This window comes from Mesorhizobium sp. M4B.F.Ca.ET.089.01.1.1, assembly GCF_004022605.1.
In the GTDB taxonomy this organism is placed as follows: Bacteria; Pseudomonadota; Alphaproteobacteria; order Rhizobiales; family Rhizobiaceae; genus Mesorhizobium; species Mesorhizobium abyssinicae.
Map to the genome: position 1 here is coordinate 5,001 of NZ_RZOS01000011.1, position 21,834 is coordinate 26,834.

Here is a 21,834-nt window from a genome sequence, read left to right on the forward strand (position 1 = left end):
AGGCCAGTGGCGATTGAGAGACAAGCGGAACCTTCTGGAAAGTAGGGCCATAGCGGGTGACAGCCCCGTACGCGTAATGCGATCAATCGTCCTCGAGTAAGGCGGGACACGTGAAATCCTGTCTGAAATTGGGAGGACCACCTTCCAAGCCTAAGTACTCGTGCATGACCGATAGCGAACTAGTACCGTGAGGGAAAGGTGAAAAGCACCCCGACAAGGGGAGTGAAAGAGTACCTGAAACCGATTGCCTACAAACAGTGGGAGCCCGCAAGGGTGACCACGTACCTTTTGTATAATGGGTCAGCGACTTAGTGTGACGAGCAAGCTTAAACCGGTAGGTGTAGGCGCAGCGAAAGCGAGTCTGAACAGGGCGTTCAGTTCGTCGCATTAGACCCGAAACCGAGTGATCTAGCCATGAGCAGGTTGAAGGTAAGGTAACACTTACTGGAGGACCGAACCCATAACTGTTGCAATAGTTCGGGATGACTTGTGGCTAGGGGTGAAAGGCCAATCAAACTCGGAAATAGCTGGTTCTCCGCGAAATCTATTTAGGTAGAGCGTCGACCGAATACCCCAGGGGGTAGAGCACTGGATGGGCTAGGGGTCCTCACCGGATTACCAAACCTAACCAAACTCCGAATACCTGGGAGTACTAGTCGGCAGACACACGGCGGGTGCTAACGTCCGTCGTGAAAAGGGAAACAACCCTGACCTACAGCTAAGGTCCCCAAGTTATGGCTAAGTGGGAAAGGATGTGAGGATCCCAAAACAACCAGGATGTTGGCTTAGAAGCAGCCATCATTTAAAGAAAGCGTAACAGCTCACTGGTCTAAATAAGGGTCTTTGCGCCGAAAATGTAACGGGGCTAAAGCCATACACCGAAGCTTAGGGTTCGTGAGCAATCACGAGCGGTAGCGGAGCGTTCTGTAAGCTGATGAAGCCGTACCCGTGAGGGGCGGTGGAGGTATCAGAAGTGCGAATGCTGACATGAGTAACGTAAGGGGAGTGAGAGACTCCCCCGCCGAAAGACCAAGGGTTCCTGCTTAAAGTTAATCTGAGCAGGGTTAGCCGGCCCCTAAGACGAGGCGGAAACGCGTAGTCGATGGGAACCACGTTAATATTCGTGGGCCTGGAGGTAGTGACGGATCGCACAAGTTGTTCAACCTTATCGGATTGGTTGGGCAGCGGAGCGGTTCCAGGAAATAGCTCCTCCTTATAGACCGTACCCGAAACCGACACTGGTGGTCTGGTAGAGTATACCAAGGCGCTTGAGAGAACTATGCTGAAGGAACTCGGCAAATTGCACGCGTAACTTCGGAAGAAGCGTGACCCTTTTCTGCGCAAGCAGAGGAGGGTGGCACAGACCAGGGGGTAGCGACTGTTTATCAAAAACACAGGGCTCTGCGAAGCCGCAAGGCGACGTATAGGGTCTGACGCCTGCCCGGTGCTGGAAGGTTAAGAGGAGGGGTGCAAGCTCTGAATCGAAGCCCCAGTAAACGGCGGCCGTAACTATAACGGTCCTAAGGTAGCGAAATTCCTTGTCGGGTAAGTTCCGACCTGCACGAATGGCGTAACGACTTCCCCGCTGTCTCCAGCATAGACTCAGTGAAATTGAATTCCCCGTGAAGATGCGGGGTTCCTGCGGTTAGACGGAAAGACCCCGTGCACCTTTACTATAGCTTTACATTGGCATTCGTAGTGGCATGTGTAGGATAGGTGGTAGGCTTTGAAGCCAGGGCGCCAGCCTTGGTGGAGCCACCCTTGAAATACCACCCTTATCTCTATGGATGTCTAACCGCGGCCCGTTATCCGGGTCCGGGACAATGTATGGTGGGTAGTTTGACTGGGGCGGTCGCCTCCTAAAGAGTAACGGAGGCGCGCGATGGTGGGCTCAGAACGGTCGGAAATCGTTCGCTGAGTGCAATGGCATAAGCCTGCCTGACTGCGAGACTGACAAGTCGAGCAGAGACGAAAGTCGGTCATAGTGATCCGGTGGTCCCGCGTGGAAGGGCCATCGCTCAACGGATAAAAGGTACGCCGGGGATAACAGGCTGATGACCCCCAAGAGTCCATATCGACGGGGTTGTTTGGCACCTCGATGTCGACTCATCGCATCCTGGGGCTGGAGCAGGTCCCAAGGGTATGGCTGTTCGCCATTTAAAGCGGTACGTGAGTTGGGTTCAGAACGTCGTGAGACAGTTCGGTCCCTATCTGCCGTGGGTGTAGGAATATTGAAAGGATCTGTCCCTAGTACGAGAGGACCGGGATGGACGGATCTCTGGTGGACCTGTTGTGGCGCCAGCCGCATAGCAGGGTAGCTATATCCGGACGGGATAACCGCTGAAGGCATCTAAGCGGGAAACCCACCTTAAAACGAGTATTCCCTGAGAACCGTGGAAGACGACCACGTTGATAGGCCGGGTGTGGAAGAGCGGCAACGCTTGAAGCTTACCGGTACTAATAGTTCGATCGGCTTGATCGTTCTCATTCCTAATATCCATCGCTCCCAAAAGGGAGGATGTGAGAGCACAACAAAGACCAGCGAACAGCTTGGAGAAGCAGCAAATAGGGTCCCCTATCGGCTGCTCACCATCGGCTATTCGCTCAAAAAGCTTCTCGAACAACGTGCGTTTTGCCGACCTGGTGGTTATGGCGGAGCGGCTGCACCCGATCCCATTCCGAACTCGGCCGTGAAACGCTCCAGCGCTGATGGTACTTCGTCTCAAGACGCGGGAGAGTAGGTCGCTGCCAGGTCTGCCAAACGCACGTTCATCTTCTCATTACGATTGTTGTGATGCATGGCGTTGCCTCAAAACCGCTAACACTTTTGAGCGACATGCATGAGGCCCGCCAAACGGGAGCCCGGGCCGCGCAAGCGGCCCTTTCATTTGGCAGACCTCTTGATTCCGGTAAGCTAAAACTTACCTCTAAGGACGCAAGCCAACGCTTGCTCGTGGTCGCAAGCAAACGCTTGCTCGTAGTTGACGCGGGGTGGAGCAGCCCGGTAGCTCGTCAGGCTCATAACCTGAAGGTCACAGGTTCAAATCCTGTCCCCGCAACCAATTTTATCATAAATCTATAACCGTCCCGGTCTAGCCGGGGCGGTTTTTTGCGTTTTGGAGGCCAGGAGCGTCTCGGTGAGGGCAGCACTCCACACTGGGAACGTGTTGCACATCTCAAATGGCGCCGAGCGCCGCGCTGATAGCTGCCGTCCTGCAGCCGACCTCAAGTCGGGCTCAGAGCTGCCATTCGACGATCGACCTCGTGCTGGCCGTACCGCATCGGAAGAGTGACGACTGTCATCACCAGCAGCGCAACCATTAGCTAGACGTGGGATATGTCCATGCTGCCCGGACCATCATGATGGTCATGGTGATCATCCTGGGTTGCCTTGGGGGTGGATGGGGTACTATGTATGAGGCTCCTCTAGGGGGCATGTACCGAGGCATGGTACGGGTCTGTTGACCAAGAGAGAGTGCGTTGCCTTGACCTGTAACCCTCCTTGCCCTATGTTCTGGTCATCGGTGCAGATCGACTGAGGTCCTTACGGACTGATAGTACCGAGGTCATCAGGGGTCACCCTGATCACTTGCTTATGGCTGTGGGCCTTCGGGTTTGACATTGTCGAGGATATCTATGGGGGACCGGAGACGGTCCCCCACCTCATTTCAGAAGTAGCGTATCTGGTGCTTGGTCATATGTGCGACCATGCCGAAAGGGCATGACCGTACGGTCTGGACCATGTTCGTCCTGACGTAGGCGCTCTCGACGTGCATGTCGAGGAAGTGGAGGTTGGGGTCGTCCGGCTGCCCTGCCGAGTTCTTGACCCTGAAGAAAGCGCAGTACCTTTGCTGTCCACCTCCCTCAGGTGGTAGGTAGAGCTGGAAGGTGGTCCAGTTCTTGTCGTGGGTGAGCGCGACCTTCGAGGTGGGCTTCTCGAAGAGGGTGCCCATCATCCCCATCAGCCTCTCGGTTTGGCCGTACCTCTCCGGACAATACACCCGGAGCTTGGGCGTCGTCTCTACTACGTAGGCATCGTCAGCCTGGTCCTCGCCTTCGTCGAGTTCCCTGGAATAGCAATGGTTTGAATACCGGAGCCACACCCGGTAGGTCTGGTTCCCGTTCGGGGTAGTCCAGTTGAAATCGGCGCTCGTCTGACCGAGGTGGCTCAGGTCGATCAGCGTGCCGTTGTAGTGAAAATTCTCGTGCTGCATTCGTCGAGCTTGCTTGGGAGGCGGGGGATTTGGGATTCTCGCTTGCTATATAGCGACTTCGCGCCCGGGATGCGTCGGATTCCTGGCGAAAGATGACAGGAAAGGAAAGTTCCCGCGCGGCGAAGCGGTCATCAGCGCTGCGTCTGATGACCGCACAACGTCAGACTTCGGATCCGCCCGCCTTCAGACGGGTTTCTATTACAGGATGGTCTGGACCATCACGAAAGGCGACTTCGAAGCCTCGCCTCGTCTCATCTGCGAGAGGTACATATCGAAGTTGTGGACGACGCAAACCCTGAACTTCCGTTTCGCAAACCCCTTTAGCGCCTTGCTTGAGGTCGCGGTCAAATACCCTAGCGTGATCAGAGAAGGCGGGAAGTGGTTGTCGGCAGGCGGGCCGTGCTTCAGCTTTTTGAGCTTCGAAGGCGTAATTTCGTGTACAATTCCGATGAACTGAGCGAGTAGCATCGGGTACACGACCAGCTTTTTCACTTCAGCGAACGTCGCCAGCGCCTTGTTGTCCAGCGCCACCCATTTCTGCTTTGGTTTGGCCTTTGGCACCTTGTCGTCGCCTACAACGACAGCCACGTCGACGACATAGACTGCATCGTCTTTATGGCCACCCATCACCGACAGGTTCGAATGTATCTCGTAAAGCTCGTCACCTTTAACACACTTAAACCATGAGAAATTGTATGGGTACCCGCGAGACGACAGCTTGGCTACGAAGAGGCCGTTGATCGCGTTCTCCACCGTGACGGTGTACCCAGCTAGCCGATAGTGTTCGGTCGCCATAGTAAGGGCGCCAAGCTCTAGAAGTGCAGTCTCCCTAACCGCCAAGTGCTCGAATTGAACGGAGTGCTTGTTAATGAAGGCTTTAAGCTCTTTCTCAATTTCGGCGACGTTCAACCTTCCCTCGCAAACATCTTTGCGGCCACATCACTCAGACTGCTGCTTTCCGCAACGAGTTGTTCGATGTCGAGCTTAACTATCAACTTATAGAGTTCCTGACGAAGGTCTCTCCCTTCCGCGACTGCCGAGGACTCTTGGCTGATTTCGTCGCGCCCAATGCGGAAGCCGCGTGTTTGAGGCGGGCCTTCCGACCCCGGAGGTGTTCGCGTTGCCACGCTGATGCAGTCGTTCATGATCCAGAACTGGCTGTTTACAGTGGACCAGATCCTGCGGATGGCAACGATGAGGAGGAATTGGTCCAGCCTGTCGCCGCTAATTTCGACGCGGGCGTCCCTCGCGATGTCAGGAACGACGGCGGCAACGGCGTCAACATAGCCGTTCACACCTTCTCTCAGAGAGTAGGGCAGTCGCTCCGTGATGTTCTGGATTTGTCGGCTGGTCATCGGTTACCCGCAGTGTGTGATCACTTACAAGCCCGTTCCATCGTCACGTCAAGCTTGAGCACGCCGCCCCTGGTCACCGCACTGCCGCCGTCGCCCACAGACGGCCTGCGCCAGCACGGAGATATCTTGCCGCAAACCTCAACCAATTCTCCTTAGCTCGGCCATCCGACTCGGATAAACTTAGTGGATGGATTCAGATTCGAACGAAACAGTAGTTCGGCAGCTTTCCGAGGGTGCGCCTTCCAACTACATGCGCGCACGACATCCAGACCTGTTCTCCGACACAACCGTCTCGGCGGTCCATAGCGTGTCAAAAGAGGTGCTCTCATACCACCTTGAAACTCTCACCAATCAAAAAGACGAGGCCACGTTCGAGGAGTTTGCTCGCCGGCTCTGTGAGAAGTTCATTTCTCCTAACCTGCGACCCCAAACGGGGCCTGTGGGTGGGGGCGACGGCAAGACCGATTCGGAAACATACCCGGTCTCTTCTGCGATTTCTGAGCGATGGTTCATTCCTGATCGAGCGGGGGCGGATCAGCGCTGGGCATTCGCATTCAGCGCAGCGGCAGACTGGAAGAAAAAAATCCGCAAAGACGTGAAGAGCATTGCGGAGACCGGGCGTGGCTATCCCCGGATCTACTTCGTCACAAATCAATTTGTGCCGTCCAAGGACAGCGCGTCGATGCAAGACGCGCTTGAGGAGAGATACGGAATTCCCGTAACTATCCTCGATAAGACGTGGATTCTAAACAAGGTCTTCGAAGGGCACAGTCTTGATATCGTCGTTGAGACGCTGGGCGTCGGGCGTGAAAAAACGGAAGAGGCCAATCGCGTCGGCCCGCGGGATTCCCAACGAATTGCGGAGCTAGAAGAACTCGAAGCCCGGATTGGAGACGGCTCAAAATATAACGGAAATCTTTCCAACTTAGTCGATGACTGTATTCGTGCAGGGGTCCTTTCGCGTGGACTGGAGCGTCCCCGATATGAGGTCGAGGGAAAACTAGACCGGGCGCTTCGCCTCGCGCGCAAACACGGCAGCGCCAAACAGCAACTGGCCGCAGTCTACAATTGGGCCTGGACCGCCTTCTTCTGGTTCGACGATCCAACAAAAACCTCAGAACTCTACGCTGAGGTGGAGACATTGGCCCTGTCCTCGGACGACTCCGATGACTTGGAGCGTCTGACCAATATTCTACCGCTGCTCCATTTCTCCGTCACTCAGGAACTGCTGACACCCGATACCGCTCAACTCGATCAACGTTTGGTCCGCGCCCGAGAGGCGCTGGCACGCGTGATTAATCTGGAGGCCCGTCCGAACAACTCGCTGCACGCGCGCTCTCTGGCTCTCATGCTTGAGATTGTCGAGGCTGGCAAAAAGGGACCAGACGCCCTCATCGATATCTGGAAGCGATTCAAGCTTGTATTGAAGGATGCCGATGGCCTGGGTGCCTTCCCCTTCGAAAGCATTGCCGACGGGCTAACCGAACTCGGCAAACACATACCCGAAAGCCCGGAATTCGATGAGCTTTACGAGCAAGTTACGGACTTGCTTGCCAGCCGCCGAAGCGAGGGCGAGGCCGGCAAGAAGAACAGCCAACGAGCCTTCCAGAAACTTGAAAAAGGCCTGCATTTCGATGCCATTCGGTGGTTTGGCCGTGCGGTCGGGTTACTTGTTAAGGAAGAATATCGCGACGAACTTTCCGAAGTACTTTTCGGTTCAAGCCTCGCCTTCGAGGAAGCCGGCCTTTACTGGGCCGCCCGAAATTACGCGTTTGCGGCCGTGTCTCAAGATCTCGCGGAGTTTACACGGACTGGCAACATCTCTGTCGTCAATCCCACGCACCTAAAGCGACTGTTTCACATGGAATGCAGACTGGGGCGGACTTTGTATGCCATTCAGTCTCACGAGCTCGCTATGCTTGTACGGGGAGCGCAGGCTCATGATGAGAAATCGCGCCAACATTATGAAGAGGCGCGTCTATTCGATTCCCGGATGTTTGGCGGACTACTACTCAGATTGGTCGACTCAGATTTAGCGGAAATCCGCTCTCTGCCCGATGCTCTCGAGCGCCTGGCTATGCCGGAGGCGCGGCTGGTTGCTCTTTTCCGGCTGGGCCAAGATCAAGTCGCCAGGGAGGAAGGCTGGTGGCCCGATACAGAAAGCGCCGCCAACATAGAGGACACTTTCAATCGCTGGTACGCCTATTTCGGCAACGACTTTTTCGTCAGGAACATCTCACTTTATTCCGGCGCAACGGTTGAGCTGACCAGCGCTGTCGTAGGATGCCAGATCATCATCGAGGCCGCAAACAACCTTGTGTCACTGGCGGTTTCAGAGGCATTGCTCGGCGGAATTGAAGCACTGCTCGCCACGAGCCTGGAGCATAGACTACTACCTCATCTGGAGAGAATCCGATTCCGTGTTGATCCAGTCACGACGAGTGGTAATGCTCCGATCCTGACATTCGAAGACCGCATGGGGATTCCGGTTGGAGTCATTCAACATCCGGCACATTTCGAGCTGACAACGAAGGCGGACGTTCTCGCCTTTGTTGAATGGCTGAAAACAGCTGCCGTTGAGGTCATCATTAGAATAGCGATTCCGGATGACGTAGAGGGATGGAGCAAACAGGTATTCGCCGAAGAAAACGCGCTTGATCGGGCGCTTACATTCTCAAATATCCCTTTGATCACGGGCAGTTTCTTCGGTGACATGGATCATTTGTCTCTTGAATGCTGGGTAGCGTCGACCGACCGATCATACGATGCGATACGCGCGGAACCTTGGGTGCCGTCGGAAATTATCGACCCGGAATCCGGTGTCTCCGTTTCGGAAGAACCGATGGACGGCTTTCCATTCGATACCAAGCGCATGAAGCACACGGACATGAAGATCGTTTCGCCGATCGTTGTGTCGAAATGGAACGATGCACGTTGGCGTGCAACGCTCTTCATGTATTCGCCAGATAAGGACGCGCCGCCTCCCGTGCTCGGCATCGCATTCGAGAACGCGGAGGCCGGGAAAGCTATATTCGATGGCTTCCGGGAGCGTTTTGGCGAGCACGATCCCGACAATGACCTGCGTATCGCTGTCATACGCGGCGTTTCGTCCAAGAACCCGTTCGCCTATGCCGTGGTTGTGGGACCTAATGTCGAAAAGAATCTTCCAGAGAGCGACAAGCTTGTGGGCTTCGTGTCGCGCATAAACGTCATGCAGCCAAAAAATGACATTCATCTCCGGAACTTCATTCGGCAATTGAAGCGCGACGGACGCTATCTTCTGGCGCCCGCACACTTGCCCTCACTGGATGCGGAACCCAAGCCCATGCTGGGGCTGGGAATCGGAAAATATCACCTTGAGATAAAGGAAGCTTGGCAGATCGGAGCAAGTGATCCCGATGCCGTCGTTCTTGATCTCGACGATCCGCCGATCATCCCTCCTGACCAACCTGACGCGCCGGTAATCGAGACGTTGCGGAAAAAGGCTGAGCAGCAGAAAGGCCGAGATAGAAAGGCTTAGACCTTCGGTCAGTTTCCAAGAGCAGGAGAATTGGGTGGTTGCCCCGGACGACTTTCCACCGATGCGACGTATCTTCCCGTTTCTGCCGACCAGTTGAAAAACACCGCCGTATCAGGAGTGATGTCATCGCCGAACGCACCATCCGGAATTTGCAGCGGTATCCGCCACAAGGAGGTTAGTTTTCGTCGTCCGAGGAGCTTTGCTACCAGTTCGATTGAGTAGATTCCGGGCTGAAACAAAAACAGCTCGTCAGCATCGAGCGGATTGAAATGGTGGTTCGTGGCAATGCCCGTTTCCGGAACGAACAGACCGCTCCCCCTCACAAGGTCCTTGTCGCCCATATCCCAGAACGAAAACTCAGTCTGCTGCTCGCCATGATGCACGCGCAGGAAAAGGCTCTCCGCAACACGGCCACGCTTGCCGGTACTGAAGAGCAGCGCCCGCAAAAAAATCTTCGCCTGCGGAACCGCCTTGCTCGCGAAGTCATATCGAACGGCGACAAATACCGGATGCGTGCTCCGGATCGTTCCCCGGCGCAGAACCGTGAAACCATAGGGTAAAGAGTGACACCATTAGCGCAATCGCCGACACAATCGGAGAGAGGATAGACAGGGTCATGCCCGGTTTTCCTCTCGTTTCGCAGCCGGCGGGAGTTCCAGCCAGGGCGGCTTTTTCAAAAGAAACCGCGCGCCGCCAACGTAGAGCTCGCGTGCAAATGAGTGTGATGCCTCGCTGACGAATGCAAGAGCCGCGTTGTAGGCGTTCATCACTTCGAAGATTGCCGGTGTGCCGCCGAGTCCATATCGGTCGGACATGATTTGCGGCTCCCTTGGCATCTTCTTGAGCAAATCGCGCTTCGCGCCAATGCCCTGATCCCTTACATCGTCATAGAGTACGAACAGATCATGCGTTTGCCGGAAGGTGCCGGTCTTGTGCTGCGCAAAGGCTTTCAGGGTCTTTTCAACGGCCATTTGCAGCGACCACAAGGCAGCTCCCCGGCCAGCAACATCCTTCCGCAGGATATTGTCGGCGGCACTCTCGAATTCAGAGAGAACCCCTTCCAGAAGGCCGTTTACCGTCTCGTCGCGGGGTTTGATCCCCATCATGTTGATGCGGATCAACCGCAAACCCGTGCCGACATTCGCCAGCTTTGCATTAAGTTTTGTGCGCTCTTTCCGATCGAGCCTGTCTATTGGCGGGGAGCCGACCAGCCAATTCTCGGGATCTTCGCCGTCCTCAATCGTCACCGGAAAGTGCAGCCAGAACGTCTCGCCAGGCGTCTCAACAGTGCGGCGGTTAAGGGGCACCGCAACCTCACCGGCACGCCGCGCACAAGGATGACGCCCGTAGCCGTCGAGCTCGAGTTCCGATCAAGCGCCGGTCCGTAGTGTTCCCGATACCATTCGCTGACATGATGGTGGATGACGGCAAACCACGGCTTCACATAAAAATCGGTTTTGTCGTCGCCCTCTATTTCGATGATCCAGTCCTGGACAAAAAGGACCGCAGCCTGAGTAGCCCGCTGTGATACCGGAACTTCGGCAACAGAAAGGTATTCGTCTATATAGACCAGGCGTTCGGTAATGGCTTCTTTCAAATCCATGTGCGTCTGCTCAACGACAAATACTGCGAGTCGCGCGATCTGATTTTACATGGTTCGCCATCCCAGTCGAAGCATGGATTTGAGGGGCGTGGTTTGGATTCCGGCAGGTCGCCAAGGATGACACTGTCCCGGCTTTGCCGGCCGGGCTCTATGGCTACCGCCACCGAACCCGCAGGCGATTTCGGCCCATTCGGGTGACGATCCCTGAAAGGGAATTCGGAGACGGCACAGGCCGTAGGCTTGTTTTCTGCGCGCGTTGCCCGCGCGCTTCTTGTCCAGCGTACCGACGCCAGGGCCGTTCGCAAGAGCCTCAGTTCCTCCGGCCCCCTCAATCCGGGCTGACGTTGTTGGAACCAAAGCCGCGCCTTGGCGGCGAATCTGATAAAAGGAGCAATCAGAGGGCCATACGATGAAGATCGATACAACTGACACGTTGCGGGTCGTTCAGAACAAGAACGCTGAGAGCGAAGCCTACAGCCGGCAGCTTCACATATGGCTCGGAGCCGGTTCAGCAGGTGGCGCAATATCCATGGCTTCGCTAGCCGCCAGCTTACGTGATCCGGCCTATGTGTTCCACTTTCTCACGCCATCCTTTTGGTCATTTTTGGTCGGCGTCGTCGCGGCGGGTTCCAGCCTGTTTTTCCTTGCTCTTCGCGCGGATGAACAGGGCGAGCATTTCGCGACATCGCACAACCGGGATCAGATCAACGAAGCGATCAGAGCGATGCCCGAAGTGATCGCTTCTCCTAAGCGGCTCGCCGATGAAGCAAATCAAGCGCGAAATGAGCTGATTAGACAGTCGCACGAAAAGCATGCAAAAGCGGAACGCGCTTGGACACGAAGCCTGCGGTACAAGGTCGCTTGGGCGGCAAGCCTTACAATATCCGCCCTTGCTTTCGTTCTGGGCTTCGCTTGGCCACTGGCACAACTCAGCTTTTTCGGAGCAAAGCTTTTACCTTAGGGCCTACAGGATCGCCTTGATTCGACGCCAGAACGTAGAACACGTTGTTCGGCCGTGGCCAGGCAAGCAGCTCTGAGTCGGATGTATCTTACAGAAACTTAGAATGGCCGGTGTCGCTGAGAGCCGAACGCCTGGGTCCATATATGTAGCTTACGGAGGACTGATCGATAGCTTGCCTCGTCCCGGCAAAAAATCACGGCTGTCGCGCGGTTGTAGTCCTCATCTCTGTCGTTCAGGAACGCTTCGGCCTCATCCTTGCTCAGTCGCTGTTCAACCGCTTTGCGCAGTTTCTGGCGCCAAAAGTTTGCCTCGGCTAGGCTGTCACGGTCAGCCTGTTGGCGGCGTTCGATCGCGGAAAGGATCTCCCGCGCCTTCCCGGCAGCGTGATAGCCATGATAAGCGGCCTCCAAAGGCGAGCGTCCGTCGAGATCAGGATGCGCCTCGTTCAGCCATGCGTCCGGGTCGTCGAGCACCGTTTCGGCGTACTCAGCGAGTTCGTTCTGCCGATTGATCTTGATCGTCTCAGCTTGCACGGCAGCACTGGCCTTCTTCTCCGCCTCCTTTGTGGCAATCACAGCCAGGCGGCGATCGCATTCGTTTGCAATCGGAAGGCCCAAAAGTTCACGCACGTCAGTCCTAGTGCCTTTGAAAAGGCCAACAATAGCCCGCAACTCAGCTTCGACCGGGTGCATTGTTCGCGTGCTTTCCAGCACGGCGGCGTAGGGTTCACCGGTTTCCGGATTGGTCATATTCAGCCAATCCTCGACCGTCATGCCGTGACGTTCTTCGTCAGGCAGTTGGTCAAGAAGCCATCCTATCGTTTCTTCTATTCCCTTTCGGGCGGCCGACCTGCCCATCTCTTCAATGACCCAATCGAACCAGGACGAGGCTATAGCCGGCGAAATTGCGAAACCGTGCGTCCAATCCAGTGCGACGCCGACTCCCGTAAGATATTTCAGATAGAACTCCACAGCTCTCCATGGGGCGGCGAAGCGGTTGTCTAGCGCCTCGACGGCCGCCTCAAGGTCGTTGCTGATCCATCTGAATTCCGCGCGGACAAGGCCCTTATCCATAAGGTGCTTTGTCACCGAAACTGCCGTTGGCAGCTTCTTTCCAAGCCCCTTGCCGTACAGGACGTCTGCCAGAACAATAGCCTGCCAGTTGGTGGGATGCGTGGTGAAGCACGCATGCCCGGCAACCTCTATCCCGATGTGTTTGTCTAGGCCGATGCCTCGCAAGACATCGATGGTCGATATGGGCAGAGCCTTCGGGCTCGAGCGCAGAGCAATGTCGTAGGCGCGGGCTTTCTGTCGAGCATCGGCTGTCAGTTTGTTCTCAGCAGCGAGTCGTGCGGCGTTGGCCTCTTTCTGCAGCTCTATGACAGCATTGTCGATCGCCTCGTTGAACAGCCATTTGCGGGGGGCCGAGCGGATTACAGCATCGGCAACCACCTCCGGCGCGGCATCCCTGGCTATGTGCGAAAGGTCGATTTCTATCGCCGCAATGCCGTGTTGGCGGATGCGTCGAATCTTTTCTTCGTCGCAAGGATGGGTCACCGCAATTTCTACAAACAGCTTTCGTCCATCGAGGGTGACATAGAGATCAGGGACTATCTGTTGCGGATCATGGAATTCGAGAGTTGCCGACTCGAGTTCAATCTTTTCTCGACCTGGCAGGATCCGTTCGACATTCCCATGGCTCGCGATCCGCTTCGGGACGAACAAGAGAAGGCGTTCTTGGACAATCTGCTTGGCTAGTTTGTGGAGGGCAGTTTCGGGACCTCCGCCACAGGCGTCGCGATGATGGTGCGCGAAATGTGGCGTCTCTGCCAACGTCTTGGCTACCAGGCGACTCCCGCACATCCCGGGGCAGACGCAATCGCATCCGAGCCCGCGGACGGCTATTGAGATGTGCACCAGACTGCCATCAGACTGCTGCCCATACACAAGCTCGGCGCGATCCGAGCCGAACTTTGTGCGCAGAGGTCCATGGCCTTCACGAACTGACATCAGGCAACCGAAGCCACGTCGAATTGTTAGTCGGTCACATCAAACCACGACAAAGGTTGGCTCGTGATCGTCTCGATCTGGTCGGAAGACCGAGCCCGCGCTCTTCCGCCGAAATGCATTTGCCTCATTTCCGGCTGGCGTCCTGTCTCGTCGATATTCCAGCAGCAAAGACTCACATCGATAGCCGTTCATATCACTAGGCAGTGCACCTCAGCTGCTACTCGGGCCTACGACTGATCAGGAAAATGCAAACGGCACAGGCGATGCTCACAACCAACTCGGCCTGGTCGTCGTCCGGCATCTCTCCTTCCCGGAGATGACGTCCATACTGTGAAGCGAACCCCCAGAGCTTGTCCAGGGCTTGGTCAAGGGGCTTGGGCAAATCGAGTCCCTCGACGAGCTGACCGAGGTTCTTGTTCGGTTGCCCAGTGACATGGCGTGCGGTGGCTTCGAGGGCAGCAACTGCATGTTGGATCGCGCCGGTGCGATCTGGAATTGGGCGGCGCGAAAGGTCACCCAGTGCTTCGCGAATTTCGTTGGCGGCTGTCGTCCTGTCACTTTGCTCAAGTACTTGCAGTGCCTTCGCCGTGACGGCCGAGAAGCCTTCGCTGCCTCGGAACGTAAGGCCTTTGTACTCCTCTAGCTGCCAGCCGATGCCCTTTTCGCGGAAGAATCGGTTGAGTTCCTCCCGATATCGATCCTGATTTTCTGGGTCGTCACTAAGCCCGCGCCAAAGGGCCTCAGCGATGTCATATACCTTGAACCATTGGCAATCGGCGATCAGTCCAACTACTTCATGACGGACATTCGCGTCGGACCAATTGTTGTCGTCTGGAATTTCAAAAAGCACCGCACAAACCTGCTCACGTATCCACTTCCAGCTTCCCCCTGCGTTGTGCGCGATCTGAATGATTGCGAAGCGGAGGTTCTCTGGGGCATCCTCGCGGAGAGTAATTTCAGCATCCGGGCCGCTGTAGCCAAAGCGTTCAGAAAATGGTCGGTTCATTCGTTGAATCCGTCGTTAGGTGGGCGGCGATACAACCTTGGTGTCTCGCGGTCGCCATCCGAAGCGACAATCATAGTGCCGATATTGGCCAATGGCACGCTCCAAGTCCGACGATCTGGCTGCGGTCAAGACGAGCCTTCATCGGCTAGCCTCGTCACGCATTCCAAAGGTTTTGTAGCGCCGCTGAGCTGTCCGAATGCAGTTCAAACTCATGGTGTTCGCATTTTTCTCGGACGCCAACTAATGCAGGAAATCCGCTCCGGCGGATGAGGATCAATGCAGGCCGGGAACGATGGAACGCACGTCATCCTGCATGCGGCCGCGCCGATCGCGAGACGGCCGGGTTGCGCCGGATTGCCTGTGACGACGCTCGGTCAGCTCGATGGAAAGTGCGTCACGACGTTCCAGTGCTGCAAACAAGCAGCGCAACTAACCCGTCGCCGAGCGCGGAAGACTGTACGGCGCATTGGGACTCGACGCCAGAATACCGAATCGTGACATCGAGCATAGAATAGTGTATCATCGTAGCCTAGAGGAGTAACGACGATAGCAAATAAGTCTCGCAGAATACGACCGTTGAAGATGGCAAGATAAAAACCCGCAACGTGCGTGCTCAGACGGTCGTTTGTTTTCAATTAGTTACGCAGCAATTTCACAATGTCTGAATATTCGCTGCACCTTGCGGTAATGACGATTCCTGAATAGTTTCGATGGCTTAATGCAATGTGCAGTGCTTCGGGCAATGACCGGGCAACGGTTGGAGCCGGCAAGGGGGAGTTCGGAGTGCCGGCGCTTTGCTCGGCCATGGGGCCATCCATCCTGACATGAATGCGCGGGCCATCGTGCTACGGTGGCTATAGTCGCGATGTCCGATATGCCTTTCGGAACGAAGGGGAGAGATCACCACGACCAGGATCAACCGCCGCGCCTTGCTCGCCCACTCGGGCGCCGCCGTCTTCGGCTCAACAGTGGCGGCGAAGGCTTGTGCCACAGAAGAGAGCGCGTCGAGACCTGGTGCCAACCGACGAACTGAAGGCTTTGATTGAGGTGCATGTGACAGCATACGCCGCGTTCGGCAAGGCCATCCATGAGATGGATGGCAGCAGTCGCGACCACGACAGAGCCAGCCGGGAAGAGCAAAGGGCGTTATTGGCCATTTGCGCCTACCCTGCGGTCAGCGGTGGGGATCGCTTGGCCAAGGCCCGATATCTTTTGGAGATCGAGGCGCGTGGCGAACTCGACCTGCCAGAGCACATTCGGGCTCTTCTTCGTTCGACGATTTTCGAGGGATGAGGCTGCAGCCCAGTTGGCCTCCTTCAGGTCATCCGAAGACCGCCAACTAGCAGAAGCGCGTCGAGGCTTTCCGACGTCCGCTTTGGGCTCATGTCGGCCGTAGAGGTGCGCCCTATCGTTATCCGAAAGCAGACATCACCTAAGCCTTAGCTTAATGGGTACTCCGCTCGCGTACGGCTACGCCGTCGCCCACCCGGTCGCTTGGGTGCAGCACGACCCGATCCCCCGCCGACAGGCCGGACTCGACTTCGGCCATTTTGTTGTCCCGATGGCCGATCTTGACCACGGTCGTACGCGCTCGTCCGGCCTTGGCGAGGTACACCGCCCAGTCATCACCCGTTCGAAACAGCGCGGCCACCGGAACGGTGAGGACATTGTCGTCCCGCCAACTGGTCACGTGCACGATCACGCGATAGTCGTGCCCGAGCTGCGACCATTTTTCGGGAGGGTCGACGAAGTCGATCTCCGTATGGACACGCTGCTCCTCGATCCCGAGCGCTGAGACTTTAAGGAAGCCGGCTGGGTCGACACGCGTCACCTTGCCCCGAAGTTCAGTCCCTCCCCAGCCGTCGATCCGGACGGCGGCGCCGGGCCTGATCTGGACTGCATCGGTCGACAGCAGATCCGCCACCACTTGCAGATCGAGCGGATCGCCGATCTCGACCAACGGCGCGCCCGGCTGGACCATGCCCTCGCTCTCCTGAGCGATCTTCAGGATGCGACCGCTGACTGGCGCACGAAGCTGGATGCAGCAGGCCGGATCGGATTGCGCGACATCGTCGTCGACGGGCTGGCCGAGCCGCGCCTGGATCATCGCCTTCTCGTTGCGCCGGACTTCGACCTGCGCCTTCGCGCTCGCCAAGGCCGCCTCGTTGGTGTCGCCTTCGAACCTCGCCTTGTCGAGAGTCCCCTGCGATATCGCCCCGGTCTTGGCGAGCTTTTCCGCCCGATCGAGTTCTGTACGCGAATAGGCGAGCGCCGCTTCGAGCCGCTTTACTTCCGCTTCCGCGAACGTCACGGCCGCTTCGGCCGCGCCCAGCGCCGCGAGCAACTCCTCGTGTGTGCGGACGTCATGAAAGCTGGGGGTGGTCGGCTGCATAACCGCCACCACGGTCTCGTCCTTGGCGACCTGATCCCCGACATGACGCGGCGGCGAGATCCTGAGAACCTTGCCGGCAATCGGCGCCGACACCGTATAGAGGTGCCGTACCTGGGTCTTGGCTTCATCGTCGACCGTGACCTCCATTGGGCCCTTGGCCACCGTCGCCAGGTCGACCGGGATCGGTTGCGGCCATGCGAACCAGACCGCCGCCGCGGCGATCAGGCCAAAGGCAACAATGCCGCCGATTCTCTTCATCCAGTTGGTCATCAATTTGCCACGCATGGTCTTCAATCCCGCGTCTTGAGAACGGCAACGAGGTCGAGCCGATTGACTCGCCTGCGGACGATCAGTGCTGAGAACACAGCCGCCACAATGACGACCGCACTGGCGAAAACATAGGTTGCAGGCTCAACGACCAGCCGCACCCGCATCAGTTCCCCCGCAAGGTTCGTCTTCATGATCCAGGCAAGACCGTAGCCCATAGCCCAGCCCGGCGGCTGCGCGATCAGGGTCAACAGCGCGAGTTCAAGCAGAAGGATGCGCAGCACCTCGCCGTGCGTGAAGCCAAGCACCCTAAGGCTTGCCAGTTCCCTGGCCCGTTCGGAGAGGGAGACACGAGCGTTGTTGTAAACCACGCCGAACGCGATGACGGCCGCGAGCCCCGTGTAGATGCTAGACATCGTAGTGACCAGAATTGCCACAGCGTCGCGGAAAGTGGCGAGGGACGCCGTCTGCAAAGTCAGGCTGCTCACGACCGGCAGGGCCTCGACCGCCGCGTAGAACTCATCCTGCCTGTTCTTGTCCAGGCTGACGCTGACGCCGTTCGCCTTCGGCGCTTCGTGCAGCAGCTTGGCGAGCGCTTCCTGATCCATCATCCCGCGAATGCCGAGATAGTCCTCGACCAACGCCGCCACAGGAAGCGAGACCGTTCGGCGCTCGCCGTCGAGCAAATCGACCTCGACAGTGTCGCCAACCCGCACCTTCAGAATGTTGGCAAGCATGCCCGAGATCGCGAGACCCGATTCCGGCAGGACTACAGGCTGCAGGTCGGCATCGATGATGCGGTTGAGCTCCGCCCCGCGTGGCCTGGCGCGGATCATGATGCGGCGCTCGACATGGCCGTTCCGGATACGAACCTGGACTTCTCGATAGGGCTCCGTGTTCAGCACGCCGGGAAGCCTCGCAATCTGGAAGGCCACTTCCCGAGGACGCTTCTCGAAAAAGCTGACCGTCACGTCCTGTCGATCCGCCAGGAAGTAGGTGACGTCGATGAGCTGCTCCATCGTGCCTCCCGTGAAGAGCGACACGATCAGGATTGCCGTCGCCAGCGACATGCCGAACGCGGTAAAAAACGATCGAATTGGATGACGCGCGATGTTGCGCAGCATCATTCTCGTCGGCTGCGAGACAAGGCCAGCCAGACTGAGGCTCAGCGGCAGCGTTCGATGGAAAACCGGTGGAGCCGGCGGCTGCATGGCGACGGCAGGGGCCAGATTGACGACTTCGCGCAAGGCGCGCAGCGCGCGGATTGCCGCGGCAAACACGCTCAAACCCGGCGCCGCGACGTAGAGATCAGGGCTCTTGGTGAACAGGAGAAAAGGGAAGCGGAAAAAGTCGGCGAATATTCCGGTCACGTAGCTGCCGAGCCAAGTGCCGATCAGGCTGCCGATGGCGATGCCTATCCCCGTGATGACACCTACGAACTTCAGGTAGTGCAGGACGATGCTGGCGTTGCGGTAGCCGAGCGCCTTCAGCAGGCCGATCTGCTCGCGCTCGAGCGAGACGAGCCGGCTGAGGGTAAGGTTCACCAGGAACGCCGAAACCAGCAGGAAGATCGGCGGCAGGGTGCGGCTCATGTTGTTGAGCATGTCGAGCTCGTGGTCGAGCCAGGCATGCGATGTCTGGTCCTTGCGTCCGTAGGCAGCGCGCCCGCCATAGCGGTCGAGCAGGCGGTCGAGACGCGTCATCGCCTCACGCTCCGACGTTCCCGGCAGCAGCTTCAGCGACACCGACGAAAAGGCGCCTTCCAGATCGTAGACGCTGGCCAGAGCTCGTTCGGACATCCAGATGACGCCGAATCGGCGGCCGTCCGGCATGATGTCGCCGGGGCCGACGGCATAGATGTACTCGGGAGACAGGGCGATGCCGACGATCGTCAGGTCGCGCTTGCGACCGTTGAGGATTGCAGCGAAGCTTGAGCCCAGCGTGAACCGGTGCGCTTCGGCGAAGTTCTCGTTGACGACGACCTCATCTTCCCGGCTCGGATCGGGCGTGCGGCCGGCACGCATATAGAGGCGATTGAGCTTCGGCTCGCCGATCGCGGGCAACGAGACGACGATTCCGGTAGCCGGTGCGGTCTGGCCTGGTATGTCGAGAAGCGCCAATTGCGCGATCCGCGCATCGACGGCCGCCACCCCGGGGATTTCGGCAATCTGGTCGACCAGGGCCTTCGGTGCCCGCCGCACGGTGGCGAAGACATCGGCGAAGCGATAACGCTCGTAGTAGGCAGTCCTCGTCTCGTCGAGAGAACGGTAGGAGCCGACGGCCAGCAGAAGCGTTGCCACCCCGCCGCCGACCACGAGCGCGATTGCCAACGCCTGCGCCCAAAGGCGGACGAGGTCGCGGAGGAGCTTTATGTCCAGCGCGCGCATGCTTTCACCACTGCAACTCGGCCACGGCGCGCCGGGTCTCGTTGGTGACGGCCTTCGATATCTGTCCGTCGCTGAAGAACAGGACGCGGTGCGCGACTTCCTGGATGATGGCGTTGTGGGTGATGATGACGGTAGTCGTGCCGAGTTCGGCGTTGACCTTCATCAATGCATCGATCACCCGAACGCCAGTTTTGGAGTCGAGCGCGCCTGTCGGCTCATCGCAGAGCAGCACCTCCGGACGCTTGGCGATCGCTCGGGCGATAGCGACGCGCTGCTGCTCGCCGCCGGACATCTGCGCTGGAAAATGATGCATGCGCGGCTCCAGCCCGACAAGGGCGAGGGCTTCCTCGGGACGCATCGGATCGTCCGCAATCTCGGTGACCAGCGCAACGTTCTCGTAGGCCGTCAGGCTGGGGATCAGATTGTAGAACTGGAACACGAAACCGACGTAACGGCGGCGATAGGAAGTCAGTCCCCGGTCATCGAGGTCGGTCAGCCGCAAATCCTTGAATGACAGGTCGCCGCTGGTCGCGTGATCGAGACCGCCCATGATGTTGAGCAGCGTCGATTTCCCGCTGCCCGACGGGCCGAGCAACACGACCACTTCCCCTGCCGAAATCTCCAGATTCACGCCGCGCAGGGCGTGCACCTGCGTCTCGCCGGAGACGTAGGTTTTGGTGAGGTCCTTTGCGGTGAAGACAGCGTTGGACATAGGGCTACCCGATTCCCCCTGCACGCATGGCGGCTTGCCTAAGCTCGACCACGAACAGGCATACGCTCGCCGCCCAGAGGATCGCGACTGCCAGCAACGCCCACCGGAAATCGGATCCTATGACGAAGTTGACAACAACCATCCATCCGATGGAGGCGACACCGGCGGCGAGTACACCCGGCAAGGCGACCCGGTCGTGCCGCCGGAAGGACGTCGCGGCGATTGTGACGGTCAGAATGCCTGACGCCGCGGCATACCCGCCGAGCACCTGAAACACGCGTTCGAGCGACGCTACCATGCGCGGCTGCCCGGCCTGAAGCTCTGCCAGCGACAGGCCGATCAACCGCATGTCTTCCGGCAGAAGCGGCGGTCGAAGGAACATGAAGAAGGCGCCGATGCAGGCCAGCGCCACTCCGAAGACGGAGAGCAGGATTGCCGAGAACGGCCAGGATCGACGCTGCTGGGTCATGGCGCCAGGTCTCGTCCGGGACCGCCGACCGAGCCGCCGGACAGTCGATTCCACCTTGGAATGAACCCCGGAATCTGCGCCATGTATTTGCGATACGCATCGCCGAACTCGGCGATCGCTTCGCGCTCTTCGGCCCGTGCCAGCCTCACATACATTACGAGCAGCACCGGGAACATCGCCAGCGTCAGCAGCGTCGGCCATTGAACGAGGAAGCCGAGCATCACCAGGATGAAGCCGACATATTGCGGGTGGCGGACGTAGCTATACGGTCCGCTGGTCGCGAGAGAGCGGCGCTGCTGAGCGTCGTAGAGAACGCGCCATGCAGCCGCGATCAGCCAGAAACCTCCTCCGATGAATACGAAACTCAGCAGGTGGAACGGTCCGAAATGCGGATTGACCCGCCAGCCGAACATCATCTCCAGCAGGTGCCCGGCATCGTGCGAGAACCAGTCGACCCCTGGATAGCGCGACTGCAGCCAGCCCGACAGCAAGTAGATGGTGAGTGGAAAGCCATACATCTCCGCGAACAGTGCGACCAGGAACGCGCTGAACGCGCCGAAGGAGCGCCAGTCACGGGTCGTCGTCGGCTTGAAGAAGCTGTAGGCGAACAGGATGAAGACGGCAGAATTGACGATGACCAGGCTCCAGAGGCCATAGGCTTGAGTGTCGGCGCTCATGACGGATTCCTTTCGTCGGGCTGGTTGCGATGACCGCCGTGCCCGCCATGGCCATGTCCTCCGTGCATGAAGAAGTGCATGAACACGCAGCCTAACGGCAGCATATAGAACAGCGCTCCAAGCACATGGGCGCGGTGCTCGGTGAAGAGCAGGAACCCGCCGATCGCAAGGAAGCCAAGCAGGACGAGGCCTGCTCGGGACGTCAGAAAGGAACCTTGCGGGTGGTCGTGGTCTGAGTGGTCGTGCATCGACATTGCAGGTC

Annotated in this window: 17 protein-coding genes, 1 tRNA gene and 2 rRNA genes (1 of these 20 cut by a window edge); 6 read left to right on the forward strand and 14 right to left on the reverse strand. The window is 57.9% G+C overall.

Translation table 11 applies throughout. The annotated features are described in order from the left end of the window. From EN780_RS02075 to EN780_RS02085, 3 genes are all read left to right on the forward strand, one after another. Nucleotides 1-2,482 (forward strand): 23S ribosomal RNA (locus EN780_RS02075); it begins 342 nt to the left of the window's first position. A 157-nt stretch (nucleotides 2,483-2,639) separates the two neighbouring features. Then, nucleotides 2,640-2,754, forward strand: a 5S ribosomal RNA gene (rrf, locus tag EN780_RS02080). Nucleotides 2,755-2,985: 231 nt separating this feature from the next. Beyond that, a tRNA-Met gene (locus EN780_RS02085) sits at nucleotides 2,986-3,062 on the forward strand. A gap of 606 nt (nucleotides 3,063-3,668) precedes the next feature. Here the strand turns inward: EN780_RS02085 and EN780_RS02090 are convergent. From EN780_RS02090 to EN780_RS02100, 3 genes are all read right to left on the reverse strand, one after another. Then, complete coding sequence (locus EN780_RS02090; RefSeq protein ID WP_128271801.1) at nucleotides 3,669-4,214, reverse strand: hypothetical protein; 546 nt, start codon at nucleotides 4,212-4,214, stop codon at nucleotides 3,669-3,671. Between the two features lie 198 nt (nucleotides 4,215-4,412). Next, complete coding sequence (locus EN780_RS02095) at nucleotides 4,413-5,123, reverse strand: hypothetical protein (protein WP_128271803.1); 711 nt, start codon at nucleotides 5,121-5,123, stop codon at nucleotides 4,413-4,415. Continuing rightward, entirely contained in the window at nucleotides 5,120-5,569 is a 450-nt protein-coding gene (locus tag EN780_RS02100; protein WP_128271805.1) for a hypothetical protein, read from the reverse strand. The genes EN780_RS02095 and EN780_RS02100 overlap by 4 nt, the downstream gene beginning before the upstream one ends. Nucleotides 5,570-5,756: 187 nt before the next feature. On the opposite strand from EN780_RS02100, the gene EN780_RS02105 reads away from it, so the two are divergent. Beyond that, nucleotides 5,757-9,089, forward strand: a complete 3,333-nt coding sequence (locus EN780_RS02105; protein WP_128271807.1) for a hypothetical protein — start codon at nucleotides 5,757-5,759, stop codon at nucleotides 9,087-9,089. An 8-nt stretch (nucleotides 9,090-9,097) separates the two neighbouring features. On the opposite strand, the gene EN780_RS02110 is transcribed toward EN780_RS02105, so the two are convergent. The 3 genes from EN780_RS02110 to EN780_RS02120 form a co-directional block, all read right to left on the reverse strand. After that, nucleotides 9,098-9,535 carry a hypothetical protein gene (locus EN780_RS02110; protein ID WP_128271809.1) on the reverse strand — a complete coding sequence of 146 codons (438 nt, stop codon included), beginning with the start codon at nucleotides 9,533-9,535 and terminating at the stop codon, nucleotides 9,098-9,100. Between the two features lie 168 nt (nucleotides 9,536-9,703). Further along, nucleotides 9,704-10,336, reverse strand: a complete 633-nt coding sequence (locus EN780_RS02115) for a hypothetical protein (RefSeq protein WP_128271811.1) — start codon at nucleotides 10,334-10,336, stop codon at nucleotides 9,704-9,706. Further along, nucleotides 10,333-10,692: a hypothetical protein gene (locus tag EN780_RS02120; protein ID WP_128271813.1), complete on the reverse strand. Its 360-nt coding sequence runs from the start codon at nucleotides 10,690-10,692 to the stop codon at nucleotides 10,333-10,335. The genes EN780_RS02115 and EN780_RS02120 overlap by 4 nt, the downstream gene beginning before the upstream one ends. A 409-nt stretch (nucleotides 10,693-11,101) precedes the next feature. On the opposite strand from EN780_RS02120, the gene EN780_RS02125 reads away from it, so the two are divergent. Further along, nucleotides 11,102-11,653 carry a hypothetical protein gene (locus EN780_RS02125; RefSeq protein WP_128271816.1) on the forward strand — a complete coding sequence of 184 codons (552 nt, stop codon included), beginning with the start codon at nucleotides 11,102-11,104 and terminating at the stop codon, nucleotides 11,651-11,653. Between the two features lie 98 nt (nucleotides 11,654-11,751). Here EN780_RS02125 and EN780_RS02130 read toward each other — a convergent pair whose 3' ends face one another. Then, complete coding sequence (locus EN780_RS02130) at nucleotides 11,752-13,377, reverse strand: hypothetical protein (protein ID WP_128271818.1); 1,626 nt, start codon at nucleotides 13,375-13,377, stop codon at nucleotides 11,752-11,754. A gap of 502 nt (nucleotides 13,378-13,879) precedes the next feature. Further along, entirely contained in the window at nucleotides 13,880-14,668 is a 789-nt protein-coding gene (locus EN780_RS02135; protein ID WP_128271820.1) for a hypothetical protein, read from the reverse strand. 1,014 nt (nucleotides 14,669-15,682) lie between these two features. Between EN780_RS02135 and EN780_RS02140 the strand changes: the two genes are divergently transcribed. Next, complete coding sequence (locus EN780_RS02140; RefSeq protein ID WP_245499847.1) at nucleotides 15,683-15,961, forward strand: hypothetical protein; 279 nt, start codon at nucleotides 15,683-15,685, stop codon at nucleotides 15,959-15,961. 151 nt (nucleotides 15,962-16,112) lie between these two features. Here the strand turns inward: EN780_RS02140 and EN780_RS02145 are convergent, their stop codons facing one another. The 6 genes from EN780_RS02145 to EN780_RS02170 are packed head-to-tail and all read right to left on the reverse strand — an operon-like array spanning nucleotide 16,113 to nucleotide 21,826. Continuing rightward, complete coding sequence (locus tag EN780_RS02145) at nucleotides 16,113-17,345, reverse strand: HlyD family efflux transporter periplasmic adaptor subunit (protein WP_245499848.1); 1,233 nt, start codon at nucleotides 17,343-17,345, stop codon at nucleotides 16,113-16,115. A 5-nt stretch (nucleotides 17,346-17,350) separates the two neighbouring features. Beyond that, nucleotides 17,351-19,714 carry an ABC transporter permease gene (locus tag EN780_RS02150; protein WP_128271822.1) on the reverse strand — a complete coding sequence of 788 codons (2,364 nt, stop codon included), beginning with the start codon at nucleotides 19,712-19,714 and terminating at the stop codon, nucleotides 17,351-17,353. 4 nt (nucleotides 19,715-19,718) lie between these two features. Continuing rightward, nucleotides 19,719-20,426, reverse strand: coding sequence for an ABC transporter ATP-binding protein (locus EN780_RS02155; RefSeq protein ID WP_128271824.1), 708 nt, complete (start codon nucleotides 20,424-20,426; stop codon nucleotides 19,719-19,721). A 4-nt stretch (nucleotides 20,427-20,430) separates the two neighbouring features. Further along, complete coding sequence (locus tag EN780_RS02160; RefSeq protein WP_128271826.1) at nucleotides 20,431-20,895, reverse strand: hypothetical protein; 465 nt, start codon at nucleotides 20,893-20,895, stop codon at nucleotides 20,431-20,433. Continuing rightward, nucleotides 20,892-21,572: an isoprenylcysteine carboxylmethyltransferase family protein gene (locus EN780_RS02165; protein ID WP_128271828.1), complete on the reverse strand. Its 681-nt coding sequence runs from the start codon at nucleotides 21,570-21,572 to the stop codon at nucleotides 20,892-20,894. The genes EN780_RS02160 and EN780_RS02165 overlap by 4 nt, the downstream gene beginning before the upstream one ends. Then, entirely contained in the window at nucleotides 21,569-21,826 is a 258-nt protein-coding gene (locus EN780_RS02170) for a DUF2933 domain-containing protein (protein ID WP_128271830.1), read from the reverse strand. Before EN780_RS02170 ends, EN780_RS02165 begins: the two co-directional genes overlap by 4 nt. Between the last annotated feature and the right edge of the window lie 8 nt (nucleotides 21,827-21,834).

Coding starts and splice junctions, on each gene's coding strand:
- EN780_RS02090 (WP_128271801.1), bottom strand. CDS start 4,214: ATGCAGCACGAGAATTTTCACTACAACGGCACGCTGATCGACCTGAGC.
- EN780_RS02100 (WP_128271805.1), bottom strand. CDS start 5,569: ATGACCAGCCGACAAATCCAGAACATCACGGAGCGACTGCCCTACTCT.
- EN780_RS02105 (WP_128271807.1), top strand. CDS start 5,757: ATGGATTCAGATTCGAACGAAACAGTAGTTCGGCAGCTTTCCGAGGGT.
- EN780_RS02120 (WP_128271813.1), bottom strand. CDS start 10,692: ATGGATTTGAAAGAAGCCATTACCGAACGCCTGGTCTATATAGACGAA.
- EN780_RS02125 (WP_128271816.1), top strand. CDS start 11,102: ATGAAGATCGATACAACTGACACGTTGCGGGTCGTTCAGAACAAGAAC.
- EN780_RS02135 (WP_128271820.1), bottom strand. CDS start 14,668: ATGAACCGACCATTTTCTGAACGCTTTGGCTACAGCGGCCCGGATGCT.
- EN780_RS02145 (WP_245499848.1), bottom strand. CDS start 17,345: ATGCGTGGCAAATTGATGACCAACTGGATGAAGAGAATCGGCGGCATT.
- EN780_RS02150 (WP_128271822.1), bottom strand. CDS start 19,714: ATGCGCGCGCTGGACATAAAGCTCCTCCGCGACCTCGTCCGCCTTTGG.
- EN780_RS02155 (WP_128271824.1), bottom strand. CDS start 20,426: ATGTCCAACGCTGTCTTCACCGCAAAGGACCTCACCAAAACCTACGTC.
- EN780_RS02160 (WP_128271826.1), bottom strand. CDS start 20,895: ATGACCCAGCAGCGTCGATCCTGGCCGTTCTCGGCAATCCTGCTCTCC.
- EN780_RS02165 (WP_128271828.1), bottom strand. CDS start 21,572: ATGAGCGCCGACACTCAAGCCTATGGCCTCTGGAGCCTGGTCATCGTC.
- EN780_RS02170 (WP_128271830.1), bottom strand. CDS start 21,826: ATGTCGATGCACGACCACTCAGACCACGACCACCCGCAAGGTTCCTTT.